Annotated in this window: 26 protein-coding genes and 1 pseudogene; 6 read left to right on the plus strand and 21 right to left on the minus strand. The window is 61.8% G+C overall.

Annotated features, from left to right (window positions below; genetic code table 11):
- Positions 1–72 precede the first annotated feature (72 nt).
- Entirely contained in the window at positions 73–1,125 is a 1,053-nt protein-coding gene (locus IWW33_RS19305; protein WP_115274439.1) for a Gfo/Idh/MocA family oxidoreductase, read from the minus strand.
- Positions 1,126–1,234: 109 nt separating this feature from the next.
- Between IWW33_RS19305 and IWW33_RS19310 the strand changes: the two genes are divergently transcribed.
- Together IWW33_RS19310 and IWW33_RS19315 are read left to right on the plus strand one after the other, a co-directional pair.
- A complete protein-coding gene (locus IWW33_RS19310) occupies positions 1,235–2,176 on the plus strand; it encodes a LysR family transcriptional regulator (protein WP_115274440.1) in 942 nt (313 codons plus the stop codon).
- 198 nt (positions 2,177–2,374) lie between these two features.
- Positions 2,375–2,917 (plus strand): annotated as a pseudogene (locus IWW33_RS19315) (IS630 family transposase); the annotation flags it as partial.
- A 181-nt stretch (positions 2,918–3,098) separates the two neighbouring features.
- On the opposite strand, the gene IWW33_RS19320 reads toward IWW33_RS19315, so the two are convergent.
- Positions 3,099–3,524 (minus strand): hypothetical protein, encoded by a 426-nt coding sequence (locus IWW33_RS19320; RefSeq protein ID WP_125924648.1) that lies wholly within the window; start codon positions 3,522–3,524, stop codon positions 3,099–3,101.
- 98 nt (positions 3,525–3,622) lie between these two features.
- Positions 3,623–4,033 (minus strand): helix-turn-helix domain-containing protein, encoded by a 411-nt coding sequence (locus IWW33_RS19325; RefSeq protein ID WP_115274242.1) that lies wholly within the window; start codon positions 4,031–4,033, stop codon positions 3,623–3,625.
- An 82-nt stretch (positions 4,034–4,115) separates the two neighbouring features.
- On the opposite strand from IWW33_RS19325, the gene IWW33_RS19330 reads away from it, so the two are divergent.
- Entirely contained in the window at positions 4,116–4,604 is a 489-nt protein-coding gene (locus tag IWW33_RS19330; RefSeq protein ID WP_115274243.1) for a DUF2938 domain-containing protein, read from the plus strand.
- Positions 4,605–4,619: 15 nt separating this feature from the next.
- Here the strand turns inward: IWW33_RS19330 and IWW33_RS19335 are convergent, their stop codons facing one another.
- Complete coding sequence (locus IWW33_RS19335) at positions 4,620–4,799, minus strand: hypothetical protein (protein ID WP_115274244.1); 180 nt, start codon at positions 4,797–4,799, stop codon at positions 4,620–4,622.
- A gap of 32 nt (positions 4,800–4,831) precedes the next feature.
- On the minus strand, positions 4,832–5,026 hold the full coding sequence (locus IWW33_RS19340) for a hypothetical protein (protein ID WP_020193510.1): 195 nt from the start codon (positions 5,024–5,026) through the stop codon (positions 4,832–4,834).
- Between the two features lie 267 nt (positions 5,027–5,293).
- On the opposite strand from IWW33_RS19340, the gene dnaX reads away from it, so the two are divergent.
- The 3 genes from dnaX to recR all read left to right on the plus strand — a co-directional run bounded on the left by dnaX (position 5,294) and on the right by recR (position 8,576).
- Positions 5,294–7,369, plus strand: a complete 2,076-nt coding sequence (dnaX, locus tag IWW33_RS19345; RefSeq protein ID WP_174142617.1) for a DNA polymerase III subunit gamma/tau — start codon at positions 5,294–5,296, stop codon at positions 7,367–7,369.
- Between the two features lie 63 nt (positions 7,370–7,432).
- Positions 7,433–7,768, plus strand: a complete 336-nt coding sequence (locus tag IWW33_RS19350) for a YbaB/EbfC family nucleoid-associated protein (protein ID WP_012315418.1) — start codon at positions 7,433–7,435, stop codon at positions 7,766–7,768.
- A 205-nt stretch (positions 7,769–7,973) separates the two neighbouring features.
- Positions 7,974–8,576, plus strand: a complete 603-nt coding sequence (gene recR / locus IWW33_RS19355; protein ID WP_012315417.1) for a recombination mediator RecR — start codon at positions 7,974–7,976, stop codon at positions 8,574–8,576.
- Positions 8,577–8,687: 111 nt separating this feature from the next.
- On the opposite strand, the gene IWW33_RS19360 is transcribed toward recR, so the two are convergent.
- The 16 genes from IWW33_RS19360 to ccoN (IWW33_RS19435) form a co-directional block, all read right to left on the minus strand.
- A complete protein-coding gene (locus IWW33_RS19360; RefSeq protein ID WP_003254303.1) occupies positions 8,688–9,236 on the minus strand; it encodes an adenine phosphoribosyltransferase in 549 nt (182 codons plus the stop codon).
- 55 nt (positions 9,237–9,291) lie between these two features.
- Positions 9,292–10,026 (minus strand): Crp/Fnr family transcriptional regulator FnrA, encoded by a 735-nt coding sequence (gene fnrA, locus IWW33_RS19365; RefSeq protein WP_012315416.1) that lies wholly within the window; start codon positions 10,024–10,026, stop codon positions 9,292–9,294.
- Between the two features lie 185 nt (positions 10,027–10,211).
- The gene (gene hemN, locus IWW33_RS19370; RefSeq protein WP_174142616.1) at positions 10,212–11,594 is read right to left on the minus strand and encodes an oxygen-independent coproporphyrinogen III oxidase; all 1,383 of its coding nucleotides are present in this window, start codon (positions 11,592–11,594) and stop codon (positions 10,212–10,214) included.
- A gap of 108 nt (positions 11,595–11,702) precedes the next feature.
- Positions 11,703–12,386: a sulfite exporter TauE/SafE family protein gene (locus tag IWW33_RS19375; protein WP_046785297.1), complete on the minus strand. Its 684-nt coding sequence runs from the start codon at positions 12,384–12,386 to the stop codon at positions 11,703–11,705.
- Positions 12,379–12,591, minus strand: coding sequence for a cbb3-type cytochrome oxidase assembly protein CcoS (gene ccoS, locus IWW33_RS19380; protein ID WP_046785296.1), 213 nt, complete (start codon positions 12,589–12,591; stop codon positions 12,379–12,381). The genes IWW33_RS19375 and ccoS overlap by 8 nt, the downstream gene beginning before the upstream one ends.
- A 13-nt stretch (positions 12,592–12,604) precedes the next feature.
- Positions 12,605–15,049 (minus strand): heavy metal translocating P-type ATPase, encoded by a 2,445-nt coding sequence (locus IWW33_RS19385; RefSeq protein WP_196914328.1) that lies wholly within the window; start codon positions 15,047–15,049, stop codon positions 12,605–12,607.
- 188 nt (positions 15,050–15,237) lie between these two features.
- On the minus strand, positions 15,238–15,765 hold the full coding sequence (locus tag IWW33_RS19390; protein ID WP_046785426.1) for a FixH family protein: 528 nt from the start codon (positions 15,763–15,765) through the stop codon (positions 15,238–15,240).
- Positions 15,766–15,780: 15 nt separating this feature from the next.
- Positions 15,781–17,196, minus strand: coding sequence for a cytochrome c oxidase accessory protein CcoG (gene ccoG / locus IWW33_RS19395; RefSeq protein WP_046785294.1), 1,416 nt, complete (start codon positions 17,194–17,196; stop codon positions 15,781–15,783).
- 276 nt (positions 17,197–17,472) lie between these two features.
- Positions 17,473–18,453, minus strand: a complete 981-nt coding sequence (gene ccoP / locus IWW33_RS19400) for a cytochrome-c oxidase, cbb3-type subunit III (RefSeq protein ID WP_046785293.1) — start codon at positions 18,451–18,453, stop codon at positions 17,473–17,475.
- The gene (locus IWW33_RS19405) at positions 18,450–18,647 is read right to left on the minus strand and encodes a CcoQ/FixQ family Cbb3-type cytochrome c oxidase assembly chaperone (protein ID WP_012315408.1); all 198 of its coding nucleotides are present in this window, start codon (positions 18,645–18,647) and stop codon (positions 18,450–18,452) included. Before IWW33_RS19405 ends, ccoP (IWW33_RS19400) begins: the two co-directional genes overlap by 4 nt.
- A gap of 5 nt (positions 18,648–18,652) precedes the next feature.
- Entirely contained in the window at positions 18,653–19,261 is a 609-nt protein-coding gene (gene ccoO / locus IWW33_RS19410) for a cytochrome-c oxidase, cbb3-type subunit II (protein ID WP_012315407.1), read from the minus strand.
- The gene (gene ccoN, locus IWW33_RS19415; protein WP_012315406.1) at positions 19,261–20,703 is read right to left on the minus strand and encodes a cytochrome-c oxidase, cbb3-type subunit I; all 1,443 of its coding nucleotides are present in this window, start codon (positions 20,701–20,703) and stop codon (positions 19,261–19,263) included. The genes ccoO (IWW33_RS19410) and ccoN (IWW33_RS19415) overlap by 1 nt, the downstream gene beginning before the upstream one ends.
- 368 nt (positions 20,704–21,071) lie before the next feature.
- Complete coding sequence (gene ccoP / locus IWW33_RS19420) at positions 21,072–22,013, minus strand: cytochrome-c oxidase, cbb3-type subunit III (protein ID WP_046785291.1); 942 nt, start codon at positions 22,011–22,013, stop codon at positions 21,072–21,074.
- Entirely contained in the window at positions 22,010–22,201 is a 192-nt protein-coding gene (locus IWW33_RS19425; RefSeq protein ID WP_012315404.1) for a CcoQ/FixQ family Cbb3-type cytochrome c oxidase assembly chaperone, read from the minus strand. Before IWW33_RS19425 ends, ccoP (IWW33_RS19420) begins: the two co-directional genes overlap by 4 nt.
- A 5-nt stretch (positions 22,202–22,206) precedes the next feature.
- Positions 22,207–22,815 carry a cytochrome-c oxidase, cbb3-type subunit II gene (gene ccoO / locus IWW33_RS19430; protein WP_023381403.1) on the minus strand — a complete coding sequence of 203 codons (609 nt, stop codon included), beginning with the start codon at positions 22,813–22,815 and terminating at the stop codon, positions 22,207–22,209.
- Positions 22,816–22,828: 13 nt separating this feature from the next.
- Positions 22,829–24,253 (minus strand): cytochrome-c oxidase, cbb3-type subunit I, encoded by a 1,425-nt coding sequence (gene ccoN, locus IWW33_RS19435; protein WP_012315402.1) that lies wholly within the window; start codon positions 24,251–24,253, stop codon positions 22,829–22,831.
- Positions 24,254–24,259 lie beyond the last annotated feature (6 nt).

Consider the following 24,259-nt stretch of genomic DNA (forward strand, 5'->3'; position numbering starts at 1 on the left):
ATAGATCTGGCAGGGCAGCAAAAACCGCCCCGGTACACGTAAAACAGGGCATGACTGGAATCCATGCCGGGCTTAAATACGGTCGATTTCTACGATCGAGCCGCTTTTTGCGGCCTGTGAGATAGCCTCAGTGATGATCAGATTCCGCAGTCCGTCGCGCACGGAGACCAGAGGCGTTTCCGTGCCTCGTATGACGTTGCAGAAGTGCTCAAGCTGGATCTCAAGGGGGTCTTTGCGGTCTACAGCGCATTGGCCCGTTTGGAAGGGCTTCCACCATGATCTGTCTTCGGCCTTCATGTAGTATTTGAGACGCATTGTGGGCACTGACAGTGAGCCGTTCTTTCCACTGATGACGTAGCAATCCTCATCCTCGTAGGACGGATAGCTCGCGTTTTCTTGTGATGTTTGTTCCCAGCTGCGGGCACATCCGGTGCTGTCGGAAAGCAAGAAGGAACCGAGTGCTCCATTTTCAAAGCGCAGGCCGATACACACGGTATCTTCGACAGGAAATCCACGTGCGACACTGGACTGCATTGCTTGAACAGCAACAATTTCACCGCACAGCGAACGCAGGTTGCCGATCTCATGGATCATATTGATCAGGATAGGGCCACCGCCTTCCTGGCGTCGCCAGATGGCAGCGTCGAAATAGTCATCTGGTTTGTAAAACAGAGCGCTGCCTTGTACAGCAACGATGTCTCCAAGAATGTCGTCTCGGATGATCTCTCGCGCCTTGGCAAGAATTGGGCTATGCGCCCGATGATGTCCTACGAGCAGCTTGGCGTCAGCTGCATCGGCGACAGCGAGTAACCGCTTGCCCTCCTCAACGCTGTGCGCCACCGGTTTCTCGATCAGCGCGGCAACACCAGCCTCAATGCACTGCAATGTCTGTGCGACATGTAGGGCGTTTGGAGTGGCGAGAATCACGCCATCAGGCTTGTCCTCGGCGAAACAAGCCAGAAGGTTTTCATACTGCGAGGCGCCCAGCGAGTCTAGGTAGGAGCCATCAAGTTCGAACGGATCGATAACGGCTGCCAGTTCGCAAGAAGAACTCGCTTGGATGAGTTCGATATGGCGTCGACCGATGAGGCCGGCACCCGCTACCGCAATTCTGATTTTGGACATGCTTTGATCTTCGCGAGCGTTATTGTTTTGAATCTCGACGTCTTGAGGTCGTGATTCGATCTGCTAGGATCAAGGTTACTATCAACCTTTAAGGCTATAATTGAGCCATATGGAAAATCAGAATTCTCCCATAGTGAATAATGATCCCTTCCTTAGGGATCTGCTTCTGTTCTCCGTAATTGCGAAACGCGGGAGTTTTAGCGCTGCCGGGACAGAGCTTGGAATTTCCCCCGCGCATGTCAGCAAGCGTGTTTTGGCGTTGGAGGAAACGCTTAGCTGCAAGCTCTTTAACCGGACAACCAGGCGGGTTTCGATCACCAAAGATGGCGAGACGATGCTCGTTTGGGCGCAAACGATCATGGACAACGTCAATGGAATGCTTGAGACATCACTGGGAGACCGGGTCGAGCCCAGAGGCACGTTGCGTATCAGCACAAGCCAGCGAATGGGACGATTTCACATCGCTCCAGTTCTGGCCTTGCTTCGTAAACGCTATCCAAAATTAGAGGTCTGGCTTGAGCTGGTTGACCGTCGAACTGATCTCATTGGCGAGCAGTTCGACATCGACATCCGAGTTGGAGAAGTTAACGAGCAAAATCTGATTATTCACAAAATCGCGGAAAGCCAGAGGATACTCTGTGCGGCTCCGAGCTACCTGGAAGAGCGCGGTAATCCAAGCTCTCTGAGCGAGCTTCAACGCCACGATTGTCTGTTGTTTCGTGGGAGGGATCAAAGCTTTGGTGTATGGCGGCTTGAGGGGCCAAACGGTCTTGAGTCGGTGAAAGTCACAGGGCCAATGGCGTCCAACCACAGTGATGTCGTTCGAGAGTGGGCACATGATGGTTTCGGCATCATCATGGCATCAACCTGGGATGTGGCCCCGAGCATCAGGAATGGGACGCTCATTCGCATCCTGCCTGAACACTTCCAGCCGGCGGATGTGTCCGCAGTCACTACGATTCGGGCTTCTGGGTCGATGAAGATCAGGGTATGCCTGGAGTTTCTGAGTGCACACCTGAGTTCTGGCCCTTACGCGCTACGAAATGGTTAAATCCCAGAGGGTTTTGCTACGACAGGCAGCTATTGGCCGATTCCTGCCCTTCGCGAGAGACCGCTTAGGGTCGATTCCTGCCGGTCAAGACGTTCCCGTACACTGGTCACATCCGATGCAAATGGCTGGTCAAGTCGAATGCAAACAGGTGGTCAAGTGGGATGCAAACGGTTGGTCAAGTCCGGTGCAATTTCCCAGCTGGAACGTACTCAGCCAATGCTGCAACTTCGACCTGGGCAGATTGAGCAGCGCACCCATGATTACAAGCGCCATGGCACCGCCAGTCTCTATGCCGCGTTCGACATCATGACGGGCGAAGTCATGGGCCGGATTACCCAGCGGCACCGGGCCAAAGAGTTTCTGGACTTTCTGCGACAGATTGATAGCAACACACCTGCCGGGCTGGATTTGCATGTGATTCTGGACCACAGCTCAATCCACAAAACTGCTGCGATAAAGGCTTGGCTGGAAAAACACCCGCGCTTCAAGCTGCATTTCACACCGACCAGCGCGTCTTGGTTGAACGCAGTAGAAGGCTGGTTTTCGCAATTGAAGAGACGAGCGCTGTATCGCGGGGTCTTCACAAGCGTGACTGATCTGAAAACGGCGATCCGTCAATTCATCAAGGCTAACAACGAGCATTCAGCCAAACCGTTCAAGTGGAACAAGACGGCAGAGGCCATTATCAGCTCAGTGCATATGGCAAAGCTGAGCGTGGTGAAAAATAAGCTAATGAATTGAGCGCTTGGGACACTAAAACAGACGCGCAAGTAGTTCACTCGAATAATCCTTGAATGGTATGTCAGTTCCACAAGACAGAAGCCATACGTCATGTATGGCCTCAGAGGTTTCAACGTCCGCGCTGAGCGGCATCATCGGAATGTGTATTCCTCATGCCGAGGGTTGCGCTGATGGGCAGCCCTTACAGATTGTACTTTTCATCGATCCTGCGTTTGTCGAGCGTGTACCGCTTGAGGTCGATCGCGTCGGACTCCAGCTTGGCATCTAGCTCGTCCATGTCATGCTTCTTAAGCGTTGCAACGTGAGCTTTGGTGGCCTGGTAGTTGATGAACTCTGCAGCGTCATGCCCGCTCACTGGGTCCCAGAGAATGGAAAGAGGCCAGAACAACAGGTTCACGACGCCAAAACCGTATGCGCGACCATAGAACGAACCTCCCCCTGGAAGCAGGCCGAGGCCGGCAGCGAGCCCAGGGCTTTTTTCTTCCACCGCGAGGTTTTTGGCGCGGTAGCTGGCAAGTTCCGACTCTTGGGCCGAATTGAGGCCGGTAGCGCAACCAGTAGTTAGCGCTATCAGGGCGGCAGCGGTCAGATTTCTAATTGTAGACATGCAACATTTCCTAAGTGTAAGTGCTGTACTCGCACACGGCTGGGCGTCGAGGCGCGTAACTTTACACTGAGTAGTGGCGCATTATAATCATTGTGCTATCATCTTTTTAAAGCAGTGCAGCCCCTGCTTTTCCCGAGCCCCGCCGCCGAGAGCTTCATCAGTCGCTGGAATTTCGGGCATGCCAGATGATCTTGTTCAGGACACTGCGCCGCATGCCGCAATCCCTTGCTCATCGCTTGCAACCGCCTGATTCGCGCATCCAGTTCGTCCGCCTTGGCCGCCAGCATCTGCCGATCGACCTGCTGGTCCACCAGCATCGCCCCCACTTCATCCAGAGAAAATCCCGCAGCCTGCCCCAGGGCGATCAGTGCCAGCCTGTCTGCAACATCGGCTGCAAACTGTCGCCGCTGGCCGCGTCCGGCCAGTGACTTGAGTAAGCCTTTCTTCTCGTAATAACGCAGTGTCGATGCGGGTACGCCTGTGCGTTTGGCGACGTCGGCAATGTCCATTTCGGGCCCTTGACTTGAAGTTGACTTCAAGTTCTATGCTGCGTGGCATGGTAATGACCGTCAACCTTCGAGGGCTTGTTCAATGACGTTTACTGCGATGTTTCTAGCTGCATTGCCGATTGGCGTAGGTGCCACTGTAGTGATGGACCTGTGGGGGTTACTGCTGAGGCGGTTGGGTATCGCAACGCTGAATTTCGCCATGATCGGGCGTTGGGCGGGGCATTTGCGGAATGGGCGTCTGCGGCATCAAGCGATTGCCAAGGCGGACCCGGTGCGGCATGAACTGGCGTTGGGGTGGGGGATTCATTACGCCATCGGTGTGCTATTCGCGATGTTTCTACTTGTGGTGGTGGGAGAGGGCTGGTTGCTGGCGCCTACCTTACTGCCTGCAGTGGTAATAGGTGTGGTTACCGTCGTGGCGCCTTTGTGCTTTATGCAGCCGGCGATGGGCGCGGGTTTCTTTGCGTCCAGAACGCCTGCGCCAGCGCGTAATTGCCTGAAGAGCCTGATCACGCATTTTGTGTTTGGTGTAGGGTTGTTCTTGAGTGCGGGTTTGCTTGCGTTAGTGTGAGGGCAGGGAGTTGGATCAGAGCGAGCGCAAAACCAGCATGCCTGCTATCAGCAATACCCCCGTAGAGATCGCGCCGAGGTAAAACAGGAGCACACCTGTCCATGGCGAAGATGCTCTAAGGTTGCGCATTTCTTCAGCGAACGCTTCCGCTTCATTTAGTGATCTCCTATTGTGATCCTGGGCGGCGTGGTGCATTTGCTACTCCTTGTGGCTGGATTAATCGAAGCTCAGAGCTTGCTGGCCAGTGCCATTACGCCAACGATGGTCGTGACAACTGCTGAACCCGTTGCGATTGGGTACCAGAACGCCTCCTGCCTGAGCTTACGCGCTTCTGCTACAAATTTCTGTGCCTCGGCCCTTAACTTGCGGCCTTCATTTTGTAACTTCTCAAGTTCGAGATGTTCACGATCATCCTGATGCATCGGGTTGTCTATTCTGTTGCGGCGAAGGTGCCAGGGGTCGTGCATGATTGTGTGCGGTTTGGGTTGGGGGCGAAACTGCCGTCTTGCAGCGAGTGTTGTAGTCCAATTTCGCTCAAGATCGTGAGGGCCAGCAAATTTTGCAAAGGCGTACCCTCCCTGAACAACGCGCCTGCCTCAACGCTGAGACGACGCGCGCAGGGTGCAATTTCGGCCCCGCTCCGCTAGCATTAGCGATCTTCCGCTCGATCAGGCTACGATGGTTTTTCGATGAGTTATCAGGTTCTTGCACGTAAATGGCGTCCGCGCTCGTTCCGCGAAATGGTCGGCCAGGCCCATGTGCTGAAGGCCTTGATCAATGCCTTGGACAATCAGCGCCTGCACCACGCCTACCTGTTCACCGGTACCCGGGGCGTGGGCAAGACGACCATCGCCCGTATTATCGCCAAGTGCCTGAACTGCGAAACCGGCATCACCTCCACGCCATGTGGCACCTGTTCGGTGTGCCGGGAGATCGATGAAGGCCGTTTCGTCGACCTGATCGAGATCGACGCCGCCAGCCGCACCAAGGTCGAGGACACCCGCGAACTGCTCGACAACGTGCAGTACGCCCCCAGCCGCGGGCGCTTCAAGGTCTACCTGATCGACGAAGTGCACATGCTGTCCACGCACTCGTTCAACGCCTTGCTCAAGACGCTGGAAGAGCCGCCGCCCTACGTCAAGTTCATCCTCGCCACCACCGACCCGCAAAAGCTGCCGGCCACCATCCTGTCGCGCTGCTTGCAGTTCTCGCTGAAGAACATGAGCCCGGAGCGGGTGGTCGAACACCTGAGTCATGTTTTGGAGGCCGAGAACGTTCCGTTCGAGCCTGATGCCCTGTGGCTGCTGGGCCGCGCTGCCGATGGTTCGATGCGTGACGCCATGAGCCTCACCGACCAGGCGATCGCGTTCGGTGAGGGCAGGGTGTTGGCCGCCGATGTGCGGGCCATGCTCGGCAGCCTCGATCACGGCCAGGTCTATGGTGTGCTGCAGGCGCTGCTGGAAGGGGATGCGCGGGCGCTGCTGGAGGCGGTGCGCAACCTCGCCGAGCAGGGGCCGGACTGGAGTGGCGTGCTGGCCGAAATGCTCAATGTGTTGCACCGGGTCGCCATTGCCCAGGCGCTGCCCGAGGCGGTGGACAATGGTCAGGGTGATCGCGACCGAGTGCTGGCGCTGGCGTCGGCCTTGCCTGCCGAAGATGTGCAGTTCTATTACCAGATGGGCCTGATTGGCCGACGCGACCTGCCCTTGGCACCCGACCCGCGGGGCGGTTTCGAAATGGTCCTGCTGCGGATGCTGGCGTTCCGACCGGCCGATAGCGACGATGCGCCGAAACCGGTACTAAAGCCGGTGGGGATCAGCCAGGCCACAGCTGATCCTGCAACCCCGGTGGCAGCGCCCACGGTGGTCCCCGACGCGCCTGTCGTTGCTGCCGCAGCACCCGCTGCAGTGGTTGCGGCCCCGCAAGCCGAGCCTGCGGCTGCCGTCGAGGCAATGTCGGCTGCGCCACCACAACCTGAGCCCAAGGCCGAGCTGGCCGAGCCCGAGCCGGCACCGGAAGAGGAAGTCATCGACCTGCCCTGGGAGGAGCCTGCTGCCAAGCCTGCTCCCGTTGCCGTTGAGCCGGAGCCGGAGCCTGCGCCTGCGCCGGCTGCCGCGCCCCAGCCCTCAGTCGCTGAGCCGCAAGATGCCCAGCCGGCCTATGACGAGCCGCCATTCGATCCGTCTGCCTACGCCTCGGCGGGCATGGAGCGTGATGACGAGCCACCGATGGATGAGGACTACTATGGCGGCGAAACCGACCCGGTGGGCTTCAGCTATCTGGACGAGCTGGTCGAGCACGTTCAGGAAGAGGCCCCCATCGCTGCGCCCGAGCCGCTGCCGGCCGCCAAGCCCGCCACCGGGCTGGCCCTGCAATGGCTGGAATTATTCCCACAGTTGCCTGTGTCCGGGATGACAGGCAACATCGCCGCAAACTGTACGCTGATGGCTGCAGACGGTGACGACTGGCTGCTGCACCTTGACCCGGGTCAGGGCGCCTTGTTCAACGCCACCCAGCAACGCCGGCTGAATGAAGCGCTCAACCAGCACCTGGGGCGCACGCTGAACCTGCGCATCGAGCTTATCCTGCCCGAGCAGGAAACCCCGGCCCAGGCAGCCTCGCGCAAGCGTGCCGAGCGCCAGCAGGACGCCGTGGCGTCGATCGAGCAGGATCCGTTGATCCAGCAGATGATCAAGCAGTTCGGTGCGACCGTGCGGCAGGATACTATTGAACCTGTAGAAGCCCTGGTCAGTCAGGGTCAGTAACGGATAACCATGCGGCCGGCCTGCGGCGGGCTGCATCACACGACCCAATCGAGGTATACCCCCATGATGAAAGGTGGCATGGCCGGCCTGATGAAGCAGGCCCAGCAGATGCAGGAAAAAATGGCCAAGATGCAGGAAGAGCTGGCCAACGCCGAAGTGACGGGCCAGTCTGGTGGCGGCCTGGTCAGCGTGGTGATGACCGGCCGTCATGACGTCAAGCGCGTCAGCATCGATCAAAGCCTGATGTCGACTGAAGAAGACGACAAGGAAGTGCTCGAAGACCTGATTGCTGCTGCACTGAACGATGCCGTACGTAAGGTCGAGCAGAGCAGCCAGGAAAAAATGGGTGGCATGACTGCAGGCATGCAGCTGCCGCCGGGCTTCAAGATGCCGTTCTAAGGCATTTGCAGTTGAAAAGCCGCCGCTGGGTTCCAGGGCGGCTTTTTTTGTGGTGTTGTTTACAGGTCGTTGCTGATGCTGCCGGGCGCATGCCTGGATTGTTCTGGCGGCCTTTGGATCGAGCGCCGCTTGTGATAGGTGAGATTTGACGCTGTCAGGCTGCGCCGGTATAAACCGCCTCTCATAGAATTATCAGGCCTTTCCCATGAGCTTCAGCCCCCTTATCCGCCAACTGATCGACGCCCTGCGCACGCTGCCGGGCGTCGGCCAGAAAACCGCCCAGCGCATGGCCCTGCAGTTGCTGGAACGCGACCGCAGCGGTGGTGTGCGCCTGGCCCAGGCGCTTAGCCTGGCCATGGAAGGGGTTGGCCATTGCCGCCAGTGTCGCACCTTGACCGAGCAGGAGTTGTGCCCGCAATGCGCTGATACGCGCCGCGACGATACCCAGCTGTGCGTGGTGGAGGGGCCGATGGATGTGTATGCGGTGGAGCAGACCGGCTATCGCGGTCGCTACTTCGTGCTCAAGGGGCACTTGTCGCCGCTTGATGGCCTGGGGCCTGATGCTATTGGCGTGCCGCAGCTGATGGCGCGGATCGAGGAGCAGGGCAGCTTTACCGAGGTGATCCTGGCCACCAACCCGACTGTGGAAGGGGAGGCGACAGCACATTACATCGCGCAGTTGCTGGCCGAGAAGGGGCTGGTAGCCTCGCGGATTGCCCATGGCGTGCCGCTGGGCGGCGAGCTGGAGCTGGTCGACGGCGGCACCCTGGCACATGCCTTTGCGGGGCGTAAGCCGATTTCCCTTTGATTTGAATTGCTGGGGCCGCTGTGCGGCCCTTTCGCGACACAAGGCCGTACGCGGTCCCCTGTAGGGGTGGCCTTGTGTCGCGAAAGGGGTGCAAAGCACCCCAAGAATCACTCAGTACTCGCTCAGCGAAAACTCGGTCAGGCAGAAGGTCGGCACACCCGCCGCCTGCAGCCGGCGCGAACCGTCCAGCTCAGGCAGGTCGATGATCGCCGCCGCCTCGAACACCTGTGCACCGGTGCGGCGCACCAGGTTGGCTGCGGCCAGCAGTGTGCCGCCGGTGGCGATCAGGTCATCGAAGATCAGCACCGAATCGCCTTCGCACAGGCTGTCGGCATGCACTTCCAGGAAGGCTTCACCGTACTCGGTCTGATACCCCTCAGATAGTACGTCAGCCGGCAGTTTGCCTTGCTTGCGGAACAGGATCAGCGGCTTGTTCAACTGGTGGGCGATGATCGAGCCGATCAGAAAGCCCCGGGCATCCATGGCGCCGATGTGGCTGAACTCCGCCTCGACATAGCGTTCGATGAACTGGTCGGCGACATAACGCAGCCCGCGTGGCGACTGGAACAGCGGGGTGATGTCGCGGAAGATCACACCCGGCTTGGGGAAGTCCACTACCGGGCGGATCAGGGCTTTGAGGTCGAAGGCTTCGCTGTGCATTGTTGCAGGTATCCTGAAAAACGAATGCGCCAGTATACCTTTTTCAAGCAGGCTTTCAGGCCTCCATCGCACCACCGGCCAGCGCACACAGCTGGATCGGGTCGAGGATGTGCACTTCCTTGCCCTCGGCGCGCAGCAGGCCGTTCTGCTGGAAGCGGGTGAACACCCGCGACACGGTTTCAACGGCCAGGCCCAGGTAATTGCCGATTTCGTTGCGCGACATGCTCAGGCGGAACTGGTTGGCCGAATAGCCGCGGGCGCGGAAGCGTGCCGACAGGTTGACCAGGAAGGTGGCAATGCGCTCATCGGCGGTCTTTTTCGACAGCAGCAGCATCATTTGCTGATCGTCACGGATCTCACGGCTCATCACCCGCATCAGCTGGCGGCGCAGCTGGGGTAGTTGCACCGACAGCTCATCGAGGCGCTCGAACGGGATTTCGCACACCGAGGTGGTTTCCTGCGCCTGGGCCGAGACCGGGTAGGCTTCAGTGTCCATGCCGGACAGGCCGACCAGTTCGCTGGGCAGGTGGAAGCCGGTGATCTGCTCCTCGCCGCTGTCGCTCAGGCTGAACGTCTTGAGGGCGCCGGAACGTACGGCGTAAACCGAGCCGAAATTGTCACCCTGGCGGAACAGGAACTCGCCCTTTTTCAGCGGGCGTCCGCGTTTGACGATTTCATCCAGTGCATCCATGTCTTCCAGGTTGAGCGAAAGAGGCAGGCACAGGGGGGCCAGGCTGCAATCCTTGCAATGGGCCTGGCCGTGGGCGCGCAGTTTGACTGGCTCGGACATTTGAATCGATCCTTGTGGGAAAGCACACATAAGTCGTAAGGGTAACCTACGGCATAGGGTGTAGGCCAGTGTGCGCGAGGATGATGCGCCTTGGCCGAACCCCAGCTGCATCATGCCGGGGGTCCGTTCTTGCCCATAGTGTGCCTGGCAAGCGGGCTTGTCCACACGGTCAACGATTCGCTTGGCTAGATCACCCGCGAGAATCGCTGACGGTCGTGCATCGCCAGATACGCGTCGAACACCATGCATACCGAGCGGGCCAGCAGGCGCCCGGCCGGCAGGATGCGGATGCCCTTTTCGTCGAGGCGGATCAGGCCGTCCCTTTGCATGTTCAGCAGCGCTGGCCAAAGATCGTTGAAATAGCCCCGAAAATCGATGGTGAAGGCGCTTTCGATCGGCTCGAAGTCGAGCTCGAAGTGGCAGATCAGTTGCTGGATCACTGCCCGTCGCAGGCGGTCATCGTGATTGCACAGCAGGCCGCGCTGGGTTGCCAGCTGGGAGCCGGACAGCGCGTCCTGATAAGTATTGAGGTCGCTGCTGTTCTGGCAGTACAGGTCGCCGATCTGGCTGATTGCCGAAACCCCCAGGCCGATCAGGTCGCAGTGGCCGTGGGTGGTGTAGCCCTGGAAGTTGCGCTGCAGGGTACCTTCTTCCTGGGCGACGGCCAGCTCGTCGTCGGGCAGGGCGAAGTGGTCCATGCCGATGTAGCGATAGCCGGCGGCGGTGAGCTGCTCGATGGTGGCCCGGAGCATCTCCAGCTTGGCTGCCGGGGCCGGCAGGTCGTTGCTGTCGATACGCCGTTGCGGCATGAAGCGCTCAGGCAGGTGAGCATAGTTGAAGACCGAGAGGCGGTCGGGCTGCAGGCGGATCACTTCCTCGACGGTGCGGGCGAAGCCTTCCGGGGTCTGCTTGGGCAGGCCGTAGATCAGGTCCAGGTTGACCGAGCGGAACTGCAAGGTGCGCGCCGCCTCGATCAGGGTGCGGGTCTGTTCCAGGCTCTGCAGGCGGTTGATCGCGCGCTGCACCGCAGGGTCCAGGTCCTGCACACCGAGGCTCACGCGGTTGAAGCCCAGTTCGCGCAATAGGCCCATGGTCGACCAGTCGGCCTCGCGCGGGTCCAGTTCGATGCCGTAGTCGCCGGAATCATCGTCCAGCAGGTTGAAGTGCTGGCGCAGGGTGGCCATCAGCTGGCGCAGTTCCACATGGCTGAGGAAGGTCGGCGTGCCGCCGCCCAGATGCAACTGTTCAACACGCTGTTTAGGGTCCAGGTGGCAGGCGATCAGCTGGATTTCCTGCTCCAGGCGCTGCAGGTAGGGTGCGGCTCGGCCACGGTCCTTGGTGATCACCTTGTTGCAGGCGCAGTAGTAGCAGATGTTGGCGCAGAACGGCACGTGTACGTACACAGACAGCGGGCGCACGGCCCGGCGGCTTTCGCGCAGGGCGTGGAGCAGGTCGAACGAGCCGACTTCGCTGTGCAGTTGCACCGCGGTCGGGTAGGAGGTGTAGCGCGGGCCGGCCAGATCGTAGCGGCGGATCAGGTCGGCATCCCAGCGTAGATCTTCGAGCATGTGGGCGGTCCCCGGAATGAGCAGCAGTGCCCCGGAGTCTATGGTCGTCTGTAGGAATCTGTGTTGATTTGTATCAAGAGCTAGGGGGCCGCTGCGCAGCAGCGCCTGTCAGTGCCCCATCAGCCAATGCTGGTGCGGCCCCGGCAGTGTCCACAGGCCGAACAGGATGACCAGCAGTCCTCCTGCCATGCGCACGCTACGCCGCCGCAACAGGCTGTTGACCCGCTCCGCCGCCAGCCCCGTGGCCAGCAGCACCGGCCAGGTACCCAGCCCGAACGCCAGCATCAGCGCCGCGCTATACCCCGCATTGCCCTGGCTGGCTGCCCACAGCAAGGTGCTGTAAACCAGCCCGCACGGCAACCAGCCCCACAGCGCGCCAAGCAGCAGGGCCCGTGGCAGGCTGGAGACCGGCAACAGGCGCGAGGCCACTGGCTGGATATGCCGCCAAAGCCCTCTGCCCAGTGCTTCGATGCGTGTCAGCCCGCTCCACCAGCCGGCCAGGTACAAGCCCATGGCGATCAGCAGCAACGCGGCCACCACTCGCAGTGCCAGGGCGGCAGGGCTGCTGGCTACCGCCCAGCCGGCCAGGCCCAGCAGCAGGCCGGCGCAGGCATAACTGAGGACCCGCCCAAGGTTGTACGCCAGCAGCAGGCGCAGGCGCCGGCCGCGTTGCTCCGGCGGGATCGCCAGGGTCAATGCGCCCATCAGGCCGCCGCACATGCCCAGGCAGTGGCCGCCGCCGAGCAGGCCGAGGACCAGCGCGGAGCCGAGCAGGGGAAGCAGGTCAGGCACGGGGTGGTTGGTCCTTGTCTTGCGGCTCGTCGGGCTCTTGTTTGACAGCAGCCTGGTGGCGTGGGTCCTGGTCGTCGAACAGGATGCTGTGGGCAGGGCTTTCAAGGTCGTCGTACTGGCCGCTGTCCACCGCCCAGAAAAAGATGTACACGGCGACGCCGACGAGCAGCAGGGCGGCCGGGATCATGACATAGAGGGCTGGCATGGGCGGCTCCTGATCAGGCAATGGCAGGTTGTGGGGCGCTGGCGGTGGCCGCCACGCCCGGCAGCCGGGTCAGGCGCAGGGCATTGAGGACCACGATCAGCGAGCTGACCGACATGCCGACGGCGGCCCATACCGGGGTGATCCAGCCGAGCGCGGCAAACGGCAGCATGAGGCCATTATACAGGGTCGCCCAAAGCAGGTTCTCGAGGATGTTGCGGCGGGTGCGGCGGGCCAGGTCGAAGGCATGTACCAGCGCTTGCAGGCGGTTGCTCAACAGCACTGCATCGGCACTGGTCTTGGCAAGGTCGGTGGCACTGCCCATGGCAATGCTGATATCGGCGGCGGCCAGCACCGGCACATCGTTGACCCCGTCACCCAGCATCAGCACCTTGCGTCCTGAAGCCTGCAGAGCCTTGAGCCGGTCCAGCTTGTCGTCCGGGCGCAGGCCGCCGATGGCCTGATCGATACCCAGTTGGGCGGCTACTTCGGCGACCATGGGCGAGCTGTCGCCCGACAGCAGCAGGGTGCGCCAGCCACGCGCCTTGCAGGCCGCCAGCAGGGCAGGGGCGTCCTCGCGCAGGCGGTCGTCCAGGCCGAACCAGGCCAGCGGGCCTTGGCGATCACCCAGCAGCAGCCATTGGCCGCGGGGCTCCGGGACAGTCGGGATTTCGGCGCCGCTGAGGGCGCAAACGAACGTGGGCTGGCCGATGCGCAGGCGTTGCCCGCCGACCAGCCCTTCCAGGCCCAGCCCAGGTACCGTTTGCACATCCTCCGCAGGCTCGGCATTGCGACCGAAGGCGCGGGCGATGGGGTGCTCGGAGCGGTTTTCCAGGGCGGCGGCAAGGGCCAGGCAGCGGTCGGCGGCCACCGCGCCCAGCGGGCGAATGCTGCGCAGCGTCAGGCGGCCCTCGGTGAGCGTGCCGGTTTTGTCGAAAATGACCGTGTCGATCTGGTTGAGGCCTTCCAGTACATGGCCGCGGGTGACCAGCAGGCCGAGCTTGTGCAGCGTACCGGTGGCGGCGGTCAGTGCAGTAGGGGTGGCGAGCGAGAGCGCGCATGGGCAGGTGGCTACCAGCATGGCCAGGACAATCCAGAACGCCCGTGTCGGGTCCAGGTGCCACCACCACAGGCCTATGACGATGGCGGCCACCAGCGTGAACAGCAGGAACCATTGCGATGCACGGTCGGCAATCTGCGCCAGGCGTGGCTTTTCCGTCTGCGCGCGTTCCAGCAGGCGGACGATGGCCGACAGTCGCGACTCCTGGCCAAGGGCTTCGATTTCTACGTTCAGCGTGCTTTCGACATTCAGGGTGCCGCCGGTGACCCGGTCGCCGACCCGCCGCGGTTGCGGCAGGTACTCACCGGTCAGCAGCGACTCGTCGACGCTGGAGCGGCCTTCGACAATGCGCCCGTCAGCCGGGATCACTGCGCCGGGCAACACCTGCACGGTGTCGCCGCGTTGCAGTTCGCTGAGCAGGATGCGCTCGCTGCGGCCAAGGCTGTCCAGGCGCAGGCAAGAGGCCGGTAGCAGGTTGACTAGTTGCGCGGTGGCCGCTGCCGTACGCTCGCGTGCGCGGCGTTCAAGGTAGCGGCCGGTGAGCAGAAACAGTGCGAACATGCCCACGGTGTCGAAATACAGTTCGCCACTGCCGGTGATGGCCGTCCAGATCCCGGCACCAAAGGCCAGGGCGATGGCCAGCGATACCGACACGTCCATGGTCAGGTGGCGGGTGCGCAGGTCGCGTGCGGCCCCTTTGAAGAAGGGCGCGCAGCTGTAGAACACGATCGGGATGGTGAGAAACAGCGCCACCCAGCGCAGGATGGTGTGCAGCTCGGGCGACAGGTCGATGTTGAATTCCGGCCAGGTGGCCATGGTCGCCATCATCGCCTGGAACCACAGCAGCCCGGCCACGCCCAGCCTGCGCAGGGCGCTGCGGTTTTCGCGGGCCAGTTGCTCGGCGGCCTGGTCTGGCTGGTAGGGGTGGGCGGCGTAGCCGATCTGGCGCAGCTCGGCCAACAATCGCGAGAGCGGCAGGCGTTGGTCTTCCCAACTGAGCAGCAGGCGATGGTTGGACAGGTTAAGGCGTGCGTCGGCCACGCCGGGCAGGTTGCGCAAGTGCTTTTCGATCAACCAGCCGCAGGCGGCGCAGCTGATGCCTTCGACCAGCAGGGTGGTTTCGGCCAGGTCGCCTTGGTGACGGACGAAGGTCTGTTGCACGTCACTGCGGTCGTACAGGGCCAGTTCGTCCTGCAACTGCTTGGGCAGGGCCTCGGGGTTGGCGCTGTTGTCGCTGCGGTGCTGGTAGTAGTGCTCCAGGCCACCGGCGACGATCGACTCGGCCACTGCCTGGCAGCCGGGACAGCAGAACTGCCGGGGCTGGCCGAGGACCACGGCGGTGAAGCGGCTGCCCGGGGGGACGGGCAGGGCGCAGTGGTAGCAGGGGGTGGGCTGGGTCATCACATCATTGCCTTACATATATCGGCTGGCCGGCGCGTTCCCCTGTAGGAGCGGCCTTGTGTCGCGAAAGGGGCGCGAAGCGGCCCCAAATTTTGAGCTTCGCAGCATAGACTGCTCAGCTTGGCAGCATAGGTTGCTGGGGCCGCTTCGCGCCCCTTTCCGACCGGTCCGGCGCCCCGGCAAGGCCGCTACAAGTGTTCAGCGCCCTGGATGGCTTCATCGCCCAACTGCAAGGTCACACCATGCGCCACTTTTTCCTCCTCGAACAAGCGCCACACCTGGCCGCTTTCGCTACCCAGCAGCTCGACAAAGCGGCGCCCGTCCACCTTGTCTTCCAGTTGCCCCACATAGCGCCCTGCCTCGACCCGGCTCAGCAGCACCTTACGGTCCTTCTCTGGCTGGGTAGGTGAAATCAGGTTCAGCTCCAGGCTCTGCGGGTCGCTGCTGCCGGCCAGGCGCAGGTCCACTTCGCCCGTCAGCTCGTCCAGGTGCACGCTGGCCTTCAAGCCCAGGTTCTGCGCCAGCAATTCACGGTCCAGCGAGCGGTTGATGCCTTTGCCAGCCTCGTAGTAGTTGTCGTTGACCAGGTTGTCGGGGTTGTTCACGGCGATGCTGACCATGGTCAGGCTCAGGCATACCGAGGTAGTGAGGATGCCGATGATGATCCAGGGCCAGAGGTGCTTGTACCAAGGGCTGGTGGCGGTGGCGGCAGGCATGGTTCGCGTTCTCTCTCAGCGGATCTGTGGGCCGATGAAGCGGCTCTTGGCTTCGACCTCGGCAGCGCTGTCATCGGCGCTTTTGAGGGTGAAGGTGATTTCGTTGGTGGTCGAGGGCAGCTTCTCGGGGGCGACCGACAACTGCACCGGCAGGCTGACGATATCGCCGGCGGCCACGCGGATTTCCCGCTGGCCTTCGAGCCGCAAGTCAGGCAGGCCAGCGGCGTCCAGCACGTAGACGTGATCACGCTGGTCCTTGTTCATGACCTTGAGGCTGTACACGTTCTCGATCCGCCCCTGGGCGTTCTCGCGGTACAGCACGCGGTCCTTGCTGACGTCGAAGCCCACCAGCGAGCGGGTGGCGAAGGCGGTGGCCAGGGCGCCGATCATCACCAGCAGCACCAGTGCGTAGCCGATCAGCCTTGGGCGCAGCATGTGGGTCTTCTGCCCCGACAGGTTGTGTTCGGTGGTGTAGCTGATCAGGCCTTTGGGGTAGTTCATCTTGTCCATGATGCTGTCGCACGCGTCGATGCAGGCGGCGCAGCCGATGCACTCGATCTGCAGCCCGTCGCGTATGTCGATGCCGGTGGGGCAGACCTGTACGCACATGGTGCAGTCGATGCAGTCGCCCAGGCCCTGGGCCTTGTAGTCCGTGTCCTTCTTGCGCGGGCCGCGGGTTTCACCGCGGCGCGGGTCGTAGGAGACGATCAGGGTGTCCTTGTCGAACATCACGCTCTGGAAGCGTGCGTAGGGGCACATGTACACGCACACCTGCTCGCGCAGCCAGCCGGCGTTGCCGTAGGTGGCCAGGGTGAAGAAGCCGACCCAGAAGTAGGCCCAGCCATCGGCCTGGCCGGTGAAGAATTCGATGGCCAGTTCGCGAATCGGCGAGAAGTAGCCGACGAAGGTCATGCCGGTGACGAAGCCGATCAGCAGCCACAGGCTGTGCTTGGTGAACTTGCGCAGGAACTTGTTGGCGCTCATCGGGGCCCGGTCAAGCTTCATGCGCTGATTGCGGTCGCCTTCGGTGACCTTTTCGCACCACATGAAGATCCACGTCCACACGCTTTGCGGGCAGGTGTAGCCGCACCATACGCGGCCGGCATACACGGTAACGAAGAACAGGCCAAAGGCGGCGACGATGAGGATGCCCGAGAGCAGGATGAAGTCTTGCGGCCAGATGGTGGTGCCGAAGATGTAGAACTTGCGCTCGGGCAGGTTCCACCAGACGGCCTGATGGCCGCCCCAGTTCAGCCAGACAGTGCCAAAGTACAAAAGGAACAGCGCTGCCCCGCCGACCATTCGCAACCTGCGGAACAGGCCGGTGAAGGCGCGGGTGTAGATTTTCTCGCGAGAGGCGTAGAGGTCGACGGAATCCTTCCCTTTGCTGGCAGGCGGGGTAACGTCATGTACCGGAATTTGCTTGCTCATCATCAAGTCCCACGGCAGTGGAGAAATGCCGCGGCCAGTGCGTGCCGGCCGCAGTCTCGCGCATTCTGCTAGCGCTGCGCCCCATGATACGCCGCTGATGGCACGCCGGGGTCGCTCTGCGACCTTTAGTCGCGTTGGGTTCGGGGTGTTAATCGTGTTAAGGCGGGTGTCAATTGATCCAGGTCATCTAGCGCTGAATCTACCGGCCCTATCGCCGGCAAGCCGGCTCCCACGCCGTGCGGGGGCCGGCTTGCCGGCGATAGGCCAGTGCAGGCATCACTCGGCCTTTTCAGGCTCCTGCTCCTGATGCGACAGGCTGTACACATAAGCCGCCAGCAGGTGAACTTTGTCATTGCCTTGCAGTTGCTCCTGCGCCGGCATCTGCCCCTGGCGACCATAGCGGATGGTCTGTTGCAACTGAGCGAAGCTCGAGCCGTAGATGAACGCCTGCGGGTGGGTCAGGTTCGGCGCGCCCATGGCGGGTGTGCCTTTGCCTTCAGGGCCATGGCACGCCACGCAGTTGGCGGCGAAGATCTTCTGCCCGTTCTCGACATCGGCCTTGGCGCCTTCAGGCAGGCTGCGACCATCGAGCTTGCTGATCACGAAGGCTGACACGTCGGCCACGCCTTGCTCGCCGATCACCTCCGCCCACGCCGGCATCACGCCATGGCGGCCGCCCATGATGCTGGCCTTGATGGTTTCCGGCTCGCCGCCCCAGCGCCAGTCGTTGTCGGTGAGGTTGGGGAAGCCGTAGGCGCCCTTGGCGTCGGAGCCGTGGCACACCGAGCAGTTGGACGCAAACAGCCGCGCGCCCATCTTCAGCGCTTGCGGCTGCCTGGCCACTTCTTCGATAGGCATGGCCGCATACTTGGCGAAGATTGGCCCGAAGCGGGCATCGGCCTTGGCCATTTCTTTTTCCCACTCGTGCACGCCGGTCCAGCCGGGCTGACCGTTGGTGAACTCGGTCTGCTTGTCGTTATCCAGGTACGAATACCCAGGCAGCACGCCTTTCCAGTTGCCCAGGCCCGGGTACAGCACCAGGTAGCCGAGGGCGAAAATGATGGTGCCGACGAACAGCCAGAACCACCATTTGGGCAGGGGGTTGTCGTATTCCTCGATGCCATCGAAGGCATGCCCGACGGTTTCGTCGGTGACCTCTTCGCGCTGGCCCTTGCGGGTCGACAGCAGTAGCCAGGTCAACGCGAAGATGGTGCCCAGGGTCAGGACGGTGACGTACAGACTCCAGAAGGTTGTCATTGTTGTTTGCTCCCAGAAGCTTTTGCTTGCGCTTGCTCGACGTGCGTTTTGGCCTCGGGGTCATCGGCGAACGGCAGTTGGGTTGCCTCGTCGAACTCCTGTTTGCGCCGTGGGTTGAACACCCACAGCGCCAGGCCCACGAAGGCCACCATCACCACGACGGTGCCCAGGCCGCGAATCATCCCGATATCCATCAGCGTCACCGTTTGCTTTTGATGATGGTGCCAAGACCCTGCAGGTACGCGACCAGTGCGTCCATTTCGGTCTTGCCCTTGACCGCGTCGCGGGCACCGGCGATGTCGGCATCGGTGTACGGCGTGCCCAGGGTACGCAGCACTTCCAGCTTCTTCGCGGTGTCTTTGCCGTCGAGCGTGTTTTCCACCAGCCACGGGTAGGCCGGCATCTTCGACTCCGGCACTACGTTGCGCGGGTTGTACAGGTGTGCGCGGTGCCAGTCATCGGAATAGCGGCCGCCGACGCGGGCCAGGTCCGGGCCGGTGCGCTTGGAGCCCCACAGGAACGGGTGATCCCACACGCTTTCACCGGCCACCGAGTAGTGGCCGTAGCGCTCGGTTTCAGCGCGGAACGGGCGGATCATCTGCGAGTGGCAGCCCACGCAACCTTCGCGGATGTAGATGTCACGGCCTTCGACTTCCAGCGCGGTGCGCGGCTTCATGCCTTCGACGGGTTTGTTGGTGACGTCCTGGAAGAACAGCGGGACGATCTGGGTGAGGCCACCGACGCTCACGGCGATGACCATGAAGAAGGCCAGCAGGCCGATGTTCTTCTCGACAGCTTCATGCTTCATCAGTGGGCTCCCACAACGACGATCTTGGCGGCTTCATCCGCTTCTGCCGGGTTGGCGGCGCGTACGGTGCGCAACACGTTGTAAGCCATCAGCAGCATGCCGGAGGCGAAGAACGCACCGCCCAGTGCGCGGACGATGTAGCCCGGGTGGCTGGCCTGCAGGGCTTCGACGAAGGAGTAGGTCAGCGTGCCGTCATCGTTGATGGCGCGCCACATCAGGCCTTGGGTGATGCCGTTGACCCACATCGAGGCGATGTACAGCACGGTGCCGATGGTCGCCAGCCAGAAGTGCGCGTTGATCAGGCCCACGCTGTGCATCTGATCGCGGCCATACAGGCGCGGGATCATGTGGTACACGGCGCCGATCGAGATCATCGCCACCCAGCCGAGCGCGCCGGCGTGTACGTGGCCGATGGTCCAGTCGGTGTAGTGCGACAGCGAGTTCACGGTCTTGATGGCCATCATCGGGCCTTCGAAGGTGGACATGCCGTAGAACGCCAGCGATACCACGAGGAAGCGCAGGATCGGGTCGGTGCGCAGTTTGTGCCAGGCACCGGAGAGGGTCATCATGCCGTTGATCATGCCGCCCCAGCTCGGCGCCAGGAGGATGATCGACATCACCATGCCCAGCGACTGCGCCCAGTCGGGCAGCGCGGTGTAGTGCAGGTGGTGCGGGCCTGCCCAGATGTACAGGGTGATCAGCGCCCAGAAGTGGACGATCGACAGGCGATACGAGTAGATCGGCCGCTCGGCCTGCTTGGGCACGAAGTAGTACATCATCCCCAGAAAGCCGGTGGTGAGGAAGAAGCCCACGGCGTTGTGGCCGTACCACCACTGGATCATCGCGTCGGTGGCGCCGGAGTAGGCCGAGTAGGACTTGAACAGGCTCACCGGCAGCGAGATGTGGTTGACGATGTGCAGCATCGCGGTAACCACGATGAAGGCGCCGTAGAACCAGTTGCCGACGTAGATGTGCTTGGTCTTGCGCTTGACGATGGTGCCGAAGAACACCAGCCCGTAAGTCACCCAGACGATGGCCAGCAGGATCGCCAGTGGCCACTCGAGCTCGGCGTATTCCTTGGTGGTGGTGTAGCCCATCGGCAAGGTGATCAGCGCACCGACGATCACGGCCTGCCAACCCCAGAAGGTAAAGGCGGCCATGCTGTCGGAAATCAGCCGGGTCTGGCAGGTTCGCTGCACCACGTAGTAGCTGGTGCCGAACAACGCACAGCCGCCGAAGGCGAAGATGACCAGGTTGGTGTGCAAGGGGCGCAGGCGGCCGAAGCTGGTCCAGGGCAGGTCCAGGTTCAGTTGCGGCCACACCAGCTGCGAGGCGATGAAAACGCCCAGGCCCATGCCAAGGATCCCCCAGACCACCGTCATGATGGCGAACTGGCGGACGACCTTATAGTTATAAGCAGTCGGACTGATTGCTGTGCTCATTCTAAGGTTCCACGGTTTTGGTGTTCTTGTTGGTTGAAAAATCGGCGCCAGTATCGATAACCGCCAGGGTTATGGCAACGCAAGGAGCCCTGCGCCGACCCGTGTCCGGGCCCTTATGCCGGTGTCCCGCGGCAATAGGGTTCGGGCGATTGTACACAAATAAATATTTGTAATGTGTACCGTTTTTCATCTTTTTCTGATCGATCGGTCAAGCTTTTTTTCCAGGCGGCGTCAGGCGATGCACCGCGTCTGCTTCGCTGGATTGACAGCGAAGGCCACTGTGGCAACAAGCTTAGTTCTGTTCGGAGGGGGTGCAAGGCGGGGCTAGGGGCGGGGAGGTGCTGGGGCCGCTTTGCGGCCCCGGGGTGTTACTTGGCAGTCACGGTTGCAGGCATATCACCCTGCGAAAGGCTGTACACATAAGCCGCCAGCAAATGCACCTTGTCGTTGCCCTGGATATCCACCTGGGCCGGCATTTGCCCCTGGCGGCCATAGCGAATGGTCTGCTGCAGCTGGGCAAAGCTCGAACCGTAGATGAACGCCTGCGGATGGTTCAGGTTAGGCGCGCCCATGGCTGGGGTGCCATTGCCCTCGGGCCCGTGGCAGGCCACGCAGTTGCCGGCGAAGATCTCCTTGCCCTTGGCCACATCAGCCTTGGCGCCTTCCGGCAGGCTGCGGCCATCGAGGTTGCTCAGCACGTAGGCGGCTACATCCGCCACGCCCTGTTCGCCGATCACCTCAGCCCAGGCGGGCATCACGCCGTGGCGGCCATTCATGATCGACGCCTTGATGGTTTCGGGCTCGCCGCCCCAGCGCCAGTCGTTGTCGGTCAGGTTGGGGAAACCATAGGCGCCTTTGGCGTCCGAGCCGTGGCACACCGAGCAGTTGGAGGCGAACAGGCGGCCGCCCATCTTCAATGCCTGCGGGTCCTTGGCCACTTCCTCGACCGGCATGGCCGCGTATTTGGCGAAGATCGGGCCGAACCTGGCGTCGGCCTTGTCCATTTCCTTCTGCCATTCGTTCGCGCCGGTCCAACCATTCTCGTAGCCGGGCAGGACGCCCTTCCAGTTGCCCAGGCCCGGGTAGAGGATCAGGTAGCCCACCGCGAACACCAGGGTGCCGACGAACAGCCAGAACCACCACTTGGGCAGCGGATTGTCATACTCCTCGATGCCGTCGAAGCTGTGCCCCATGGTCTGGTCGGTGGTGTTGCTGCTCTGGCCCTTGCGGGTCGACAGCAGCAGCCAGGTCAGGCCGATCAGGCTGCCGATGGTCAGTACGCAGATGTACGTACTCCAGAAGGTAGTCATTGGGGATTACTCCTCATGCCAGTGTCCTGCCCGGCAGGGGGCAGGCGGTCGTCGACGAAGGGCAGCAGGCGCGCTTCGGCGAAATCATGGTCGCGGCGGCGGTTGAACACCCACAGCGAAAGGCCGATGAAGGCAATCATCACCACCAGGGTGCCCACGCCGCGGATCATGCCGATATCCATTTCCATCGCACTCACCTCTTGTTCTTGATCGCGGTGCCGAGCACCTGCAGGTAGGCGACCAGGGCGTCCATCTCGGTCTTGCCCTTGACCGCATCACGCGCACCGGCAATGTCCTCGTCGGTGTACGGCACCCCCAGGGTGCGCAGGGTGCGCATCTTGGTGTCGGTGTGGCTGTTGTCGACCTGCTGGGCGACGAGCCATGGGTAGGACGGCATCTTCGACTCCGGTACCACGTTGCGCGGGTTGTACAGGTGCGCGCGGTGCCAGTCGTCGGAGTAGCGCCCGCCGACCCGGGCCAGGTCCGGGCCGGTACGCTTGGAGCCCCACAGGAACGGGTGGTCCCACACACTTTCACCGGCCACCGAGTAGTGGCCGTAGCGTTCGGTCTCGGCGCGGAACGGGCGGATCATCTGCGAGTGGCAGCCCACGCAACCTTCGCGGATATAGATATCGCGGCCTTCAAGCTGCAGCGCGGTGTAAGGCTTCATGCCTTCGACCGGCTTGTTGGTGACGTCCTGGAAGAACAGCGGGACGATCTGGGTCAGGCCGCCGATGCTGACGGCGAACACCATCAACAGGGCCAGCAGGCCGACGTTTTTTTCGATGACTTCATGTTTCATCAGGCAGGTCTCCTCAGGCCAGCTGGGCGTTGGCAGGGGCGGCCTCGGTGGCCGGAGCACGTACGGTGCGCCAAGTGTTCCAGGCCATCAGGAACATGCCACTGAGGAAGATCGCACCACCGACGAAACGCACGATGAAGCCCGGGTGGCTGGCCACCAGGGTTTCCACGAACGAGTAGGTGAGCGTGCCGTCGCTGTTCACCGCGCGCCACATCAGGCCCTGGGCGATGCCGTTGACCCACATCGAGGCGATGTACAGCACGGTGCCGATGGTCGCCAGCCAGAAGTGCGCGTTGATCAGGCCGATGCTGTACATGCGTGCCTTGCCGAATACTTGCGGAATGGTGTGGTACAGCGCGCCGATGGAGATCATCGCCACCCAGCCGAGGGCGCCGGCATGCACGTGGCCGATGGTCCAGTCGGTGTAGTGGGACAGGGCGTTGACCGTCTTGATGGCCATCATCGGGCCTTCGAAGGTGGACATGCCGTAGAACGCCAGCGATACCACGAGAAAGCGCAGGATCGGGTCGCTGCGCAGTTTGTGCCAGGCACCGGACAGGGTCATCATGCCGTTGATCATGCCGCCCCAGCTGGGGGCCAGCAGGATCAGCGACATCACCATGCCCAGCGACTGCGCCCAGTCGGGCAGCGCGGTGTAGTGCAGGTGGTGGGGGCCGGCCCAGATGTACAGGGTGATCAGCGCCCAGAAGTGGACGATCGACAGGCGATAGGAATACACCGGGCGTTCGGCCTGCTTGGGCACGTAGTAGTACATCATCCCCAGGAAGCCTGCAGTGAGGAAGAAGCCCACGGCGTTGTGGCCGTACCACCACTGCACCATGGCGTCGGTGGCCCCGGCGTAGACCGAGTACGACTTGGTCAGGCTGACCGGCAGTTCGAGGTTGTTGATGATGTGCAGCATGGCCACGGTCAGGATGAAGGCACCGAAGAACCAGTTGCCGACATAGATATGCTTGGTGGTGCGCTTGATCAAAGTGCCGAAGAACACGATGGCGTAGCAGACCCAGACGATGGTGATCAGGATGTCGATCGGCCATTCCAGCTCGGCGTATTCCTTGGAGCTGGTGTAACCCAGCGGCAAGGTAATGGCCGCCAGCAGGATGACCAGTTGCCAGCCCCAGAAAGTGAACGCGGCCAGCCCTGGTGCGAAGAGGGTGGTCTGGCAGGTGCGTTGCACCGAATAATAGGAGGTGGCGAACAGTGCGCAGCCGCCGAACGCGAAGATCACCGCATTGGTATGCAGTGGGCGCAGGCGGCCGAAGCTGGTCCAGGGGAGGTCGAAGTTAAGGGAAGGCCAGGCGAGCTGGGCGGCGATGAAGACGCCGAGCCCCATCCCGACGATTCCCCACACCACCGTCATGATGGCGAATTGGCGGACCACCTTGTAGTTATAGGCGGTACTGCTGGTTGTGTTCATGTATGG

Origin of the sequence: Pseudomonas sp. M2 (genome assembly GCF_015751845.1) — a bacterium.
GTDB lineage: Bacteria > Pseudomonadota > Gammaproteobacteria > Pseudomonadales > Pseudomonadaceae > Aquipseudomonas > Aquipseudomonas putida_E.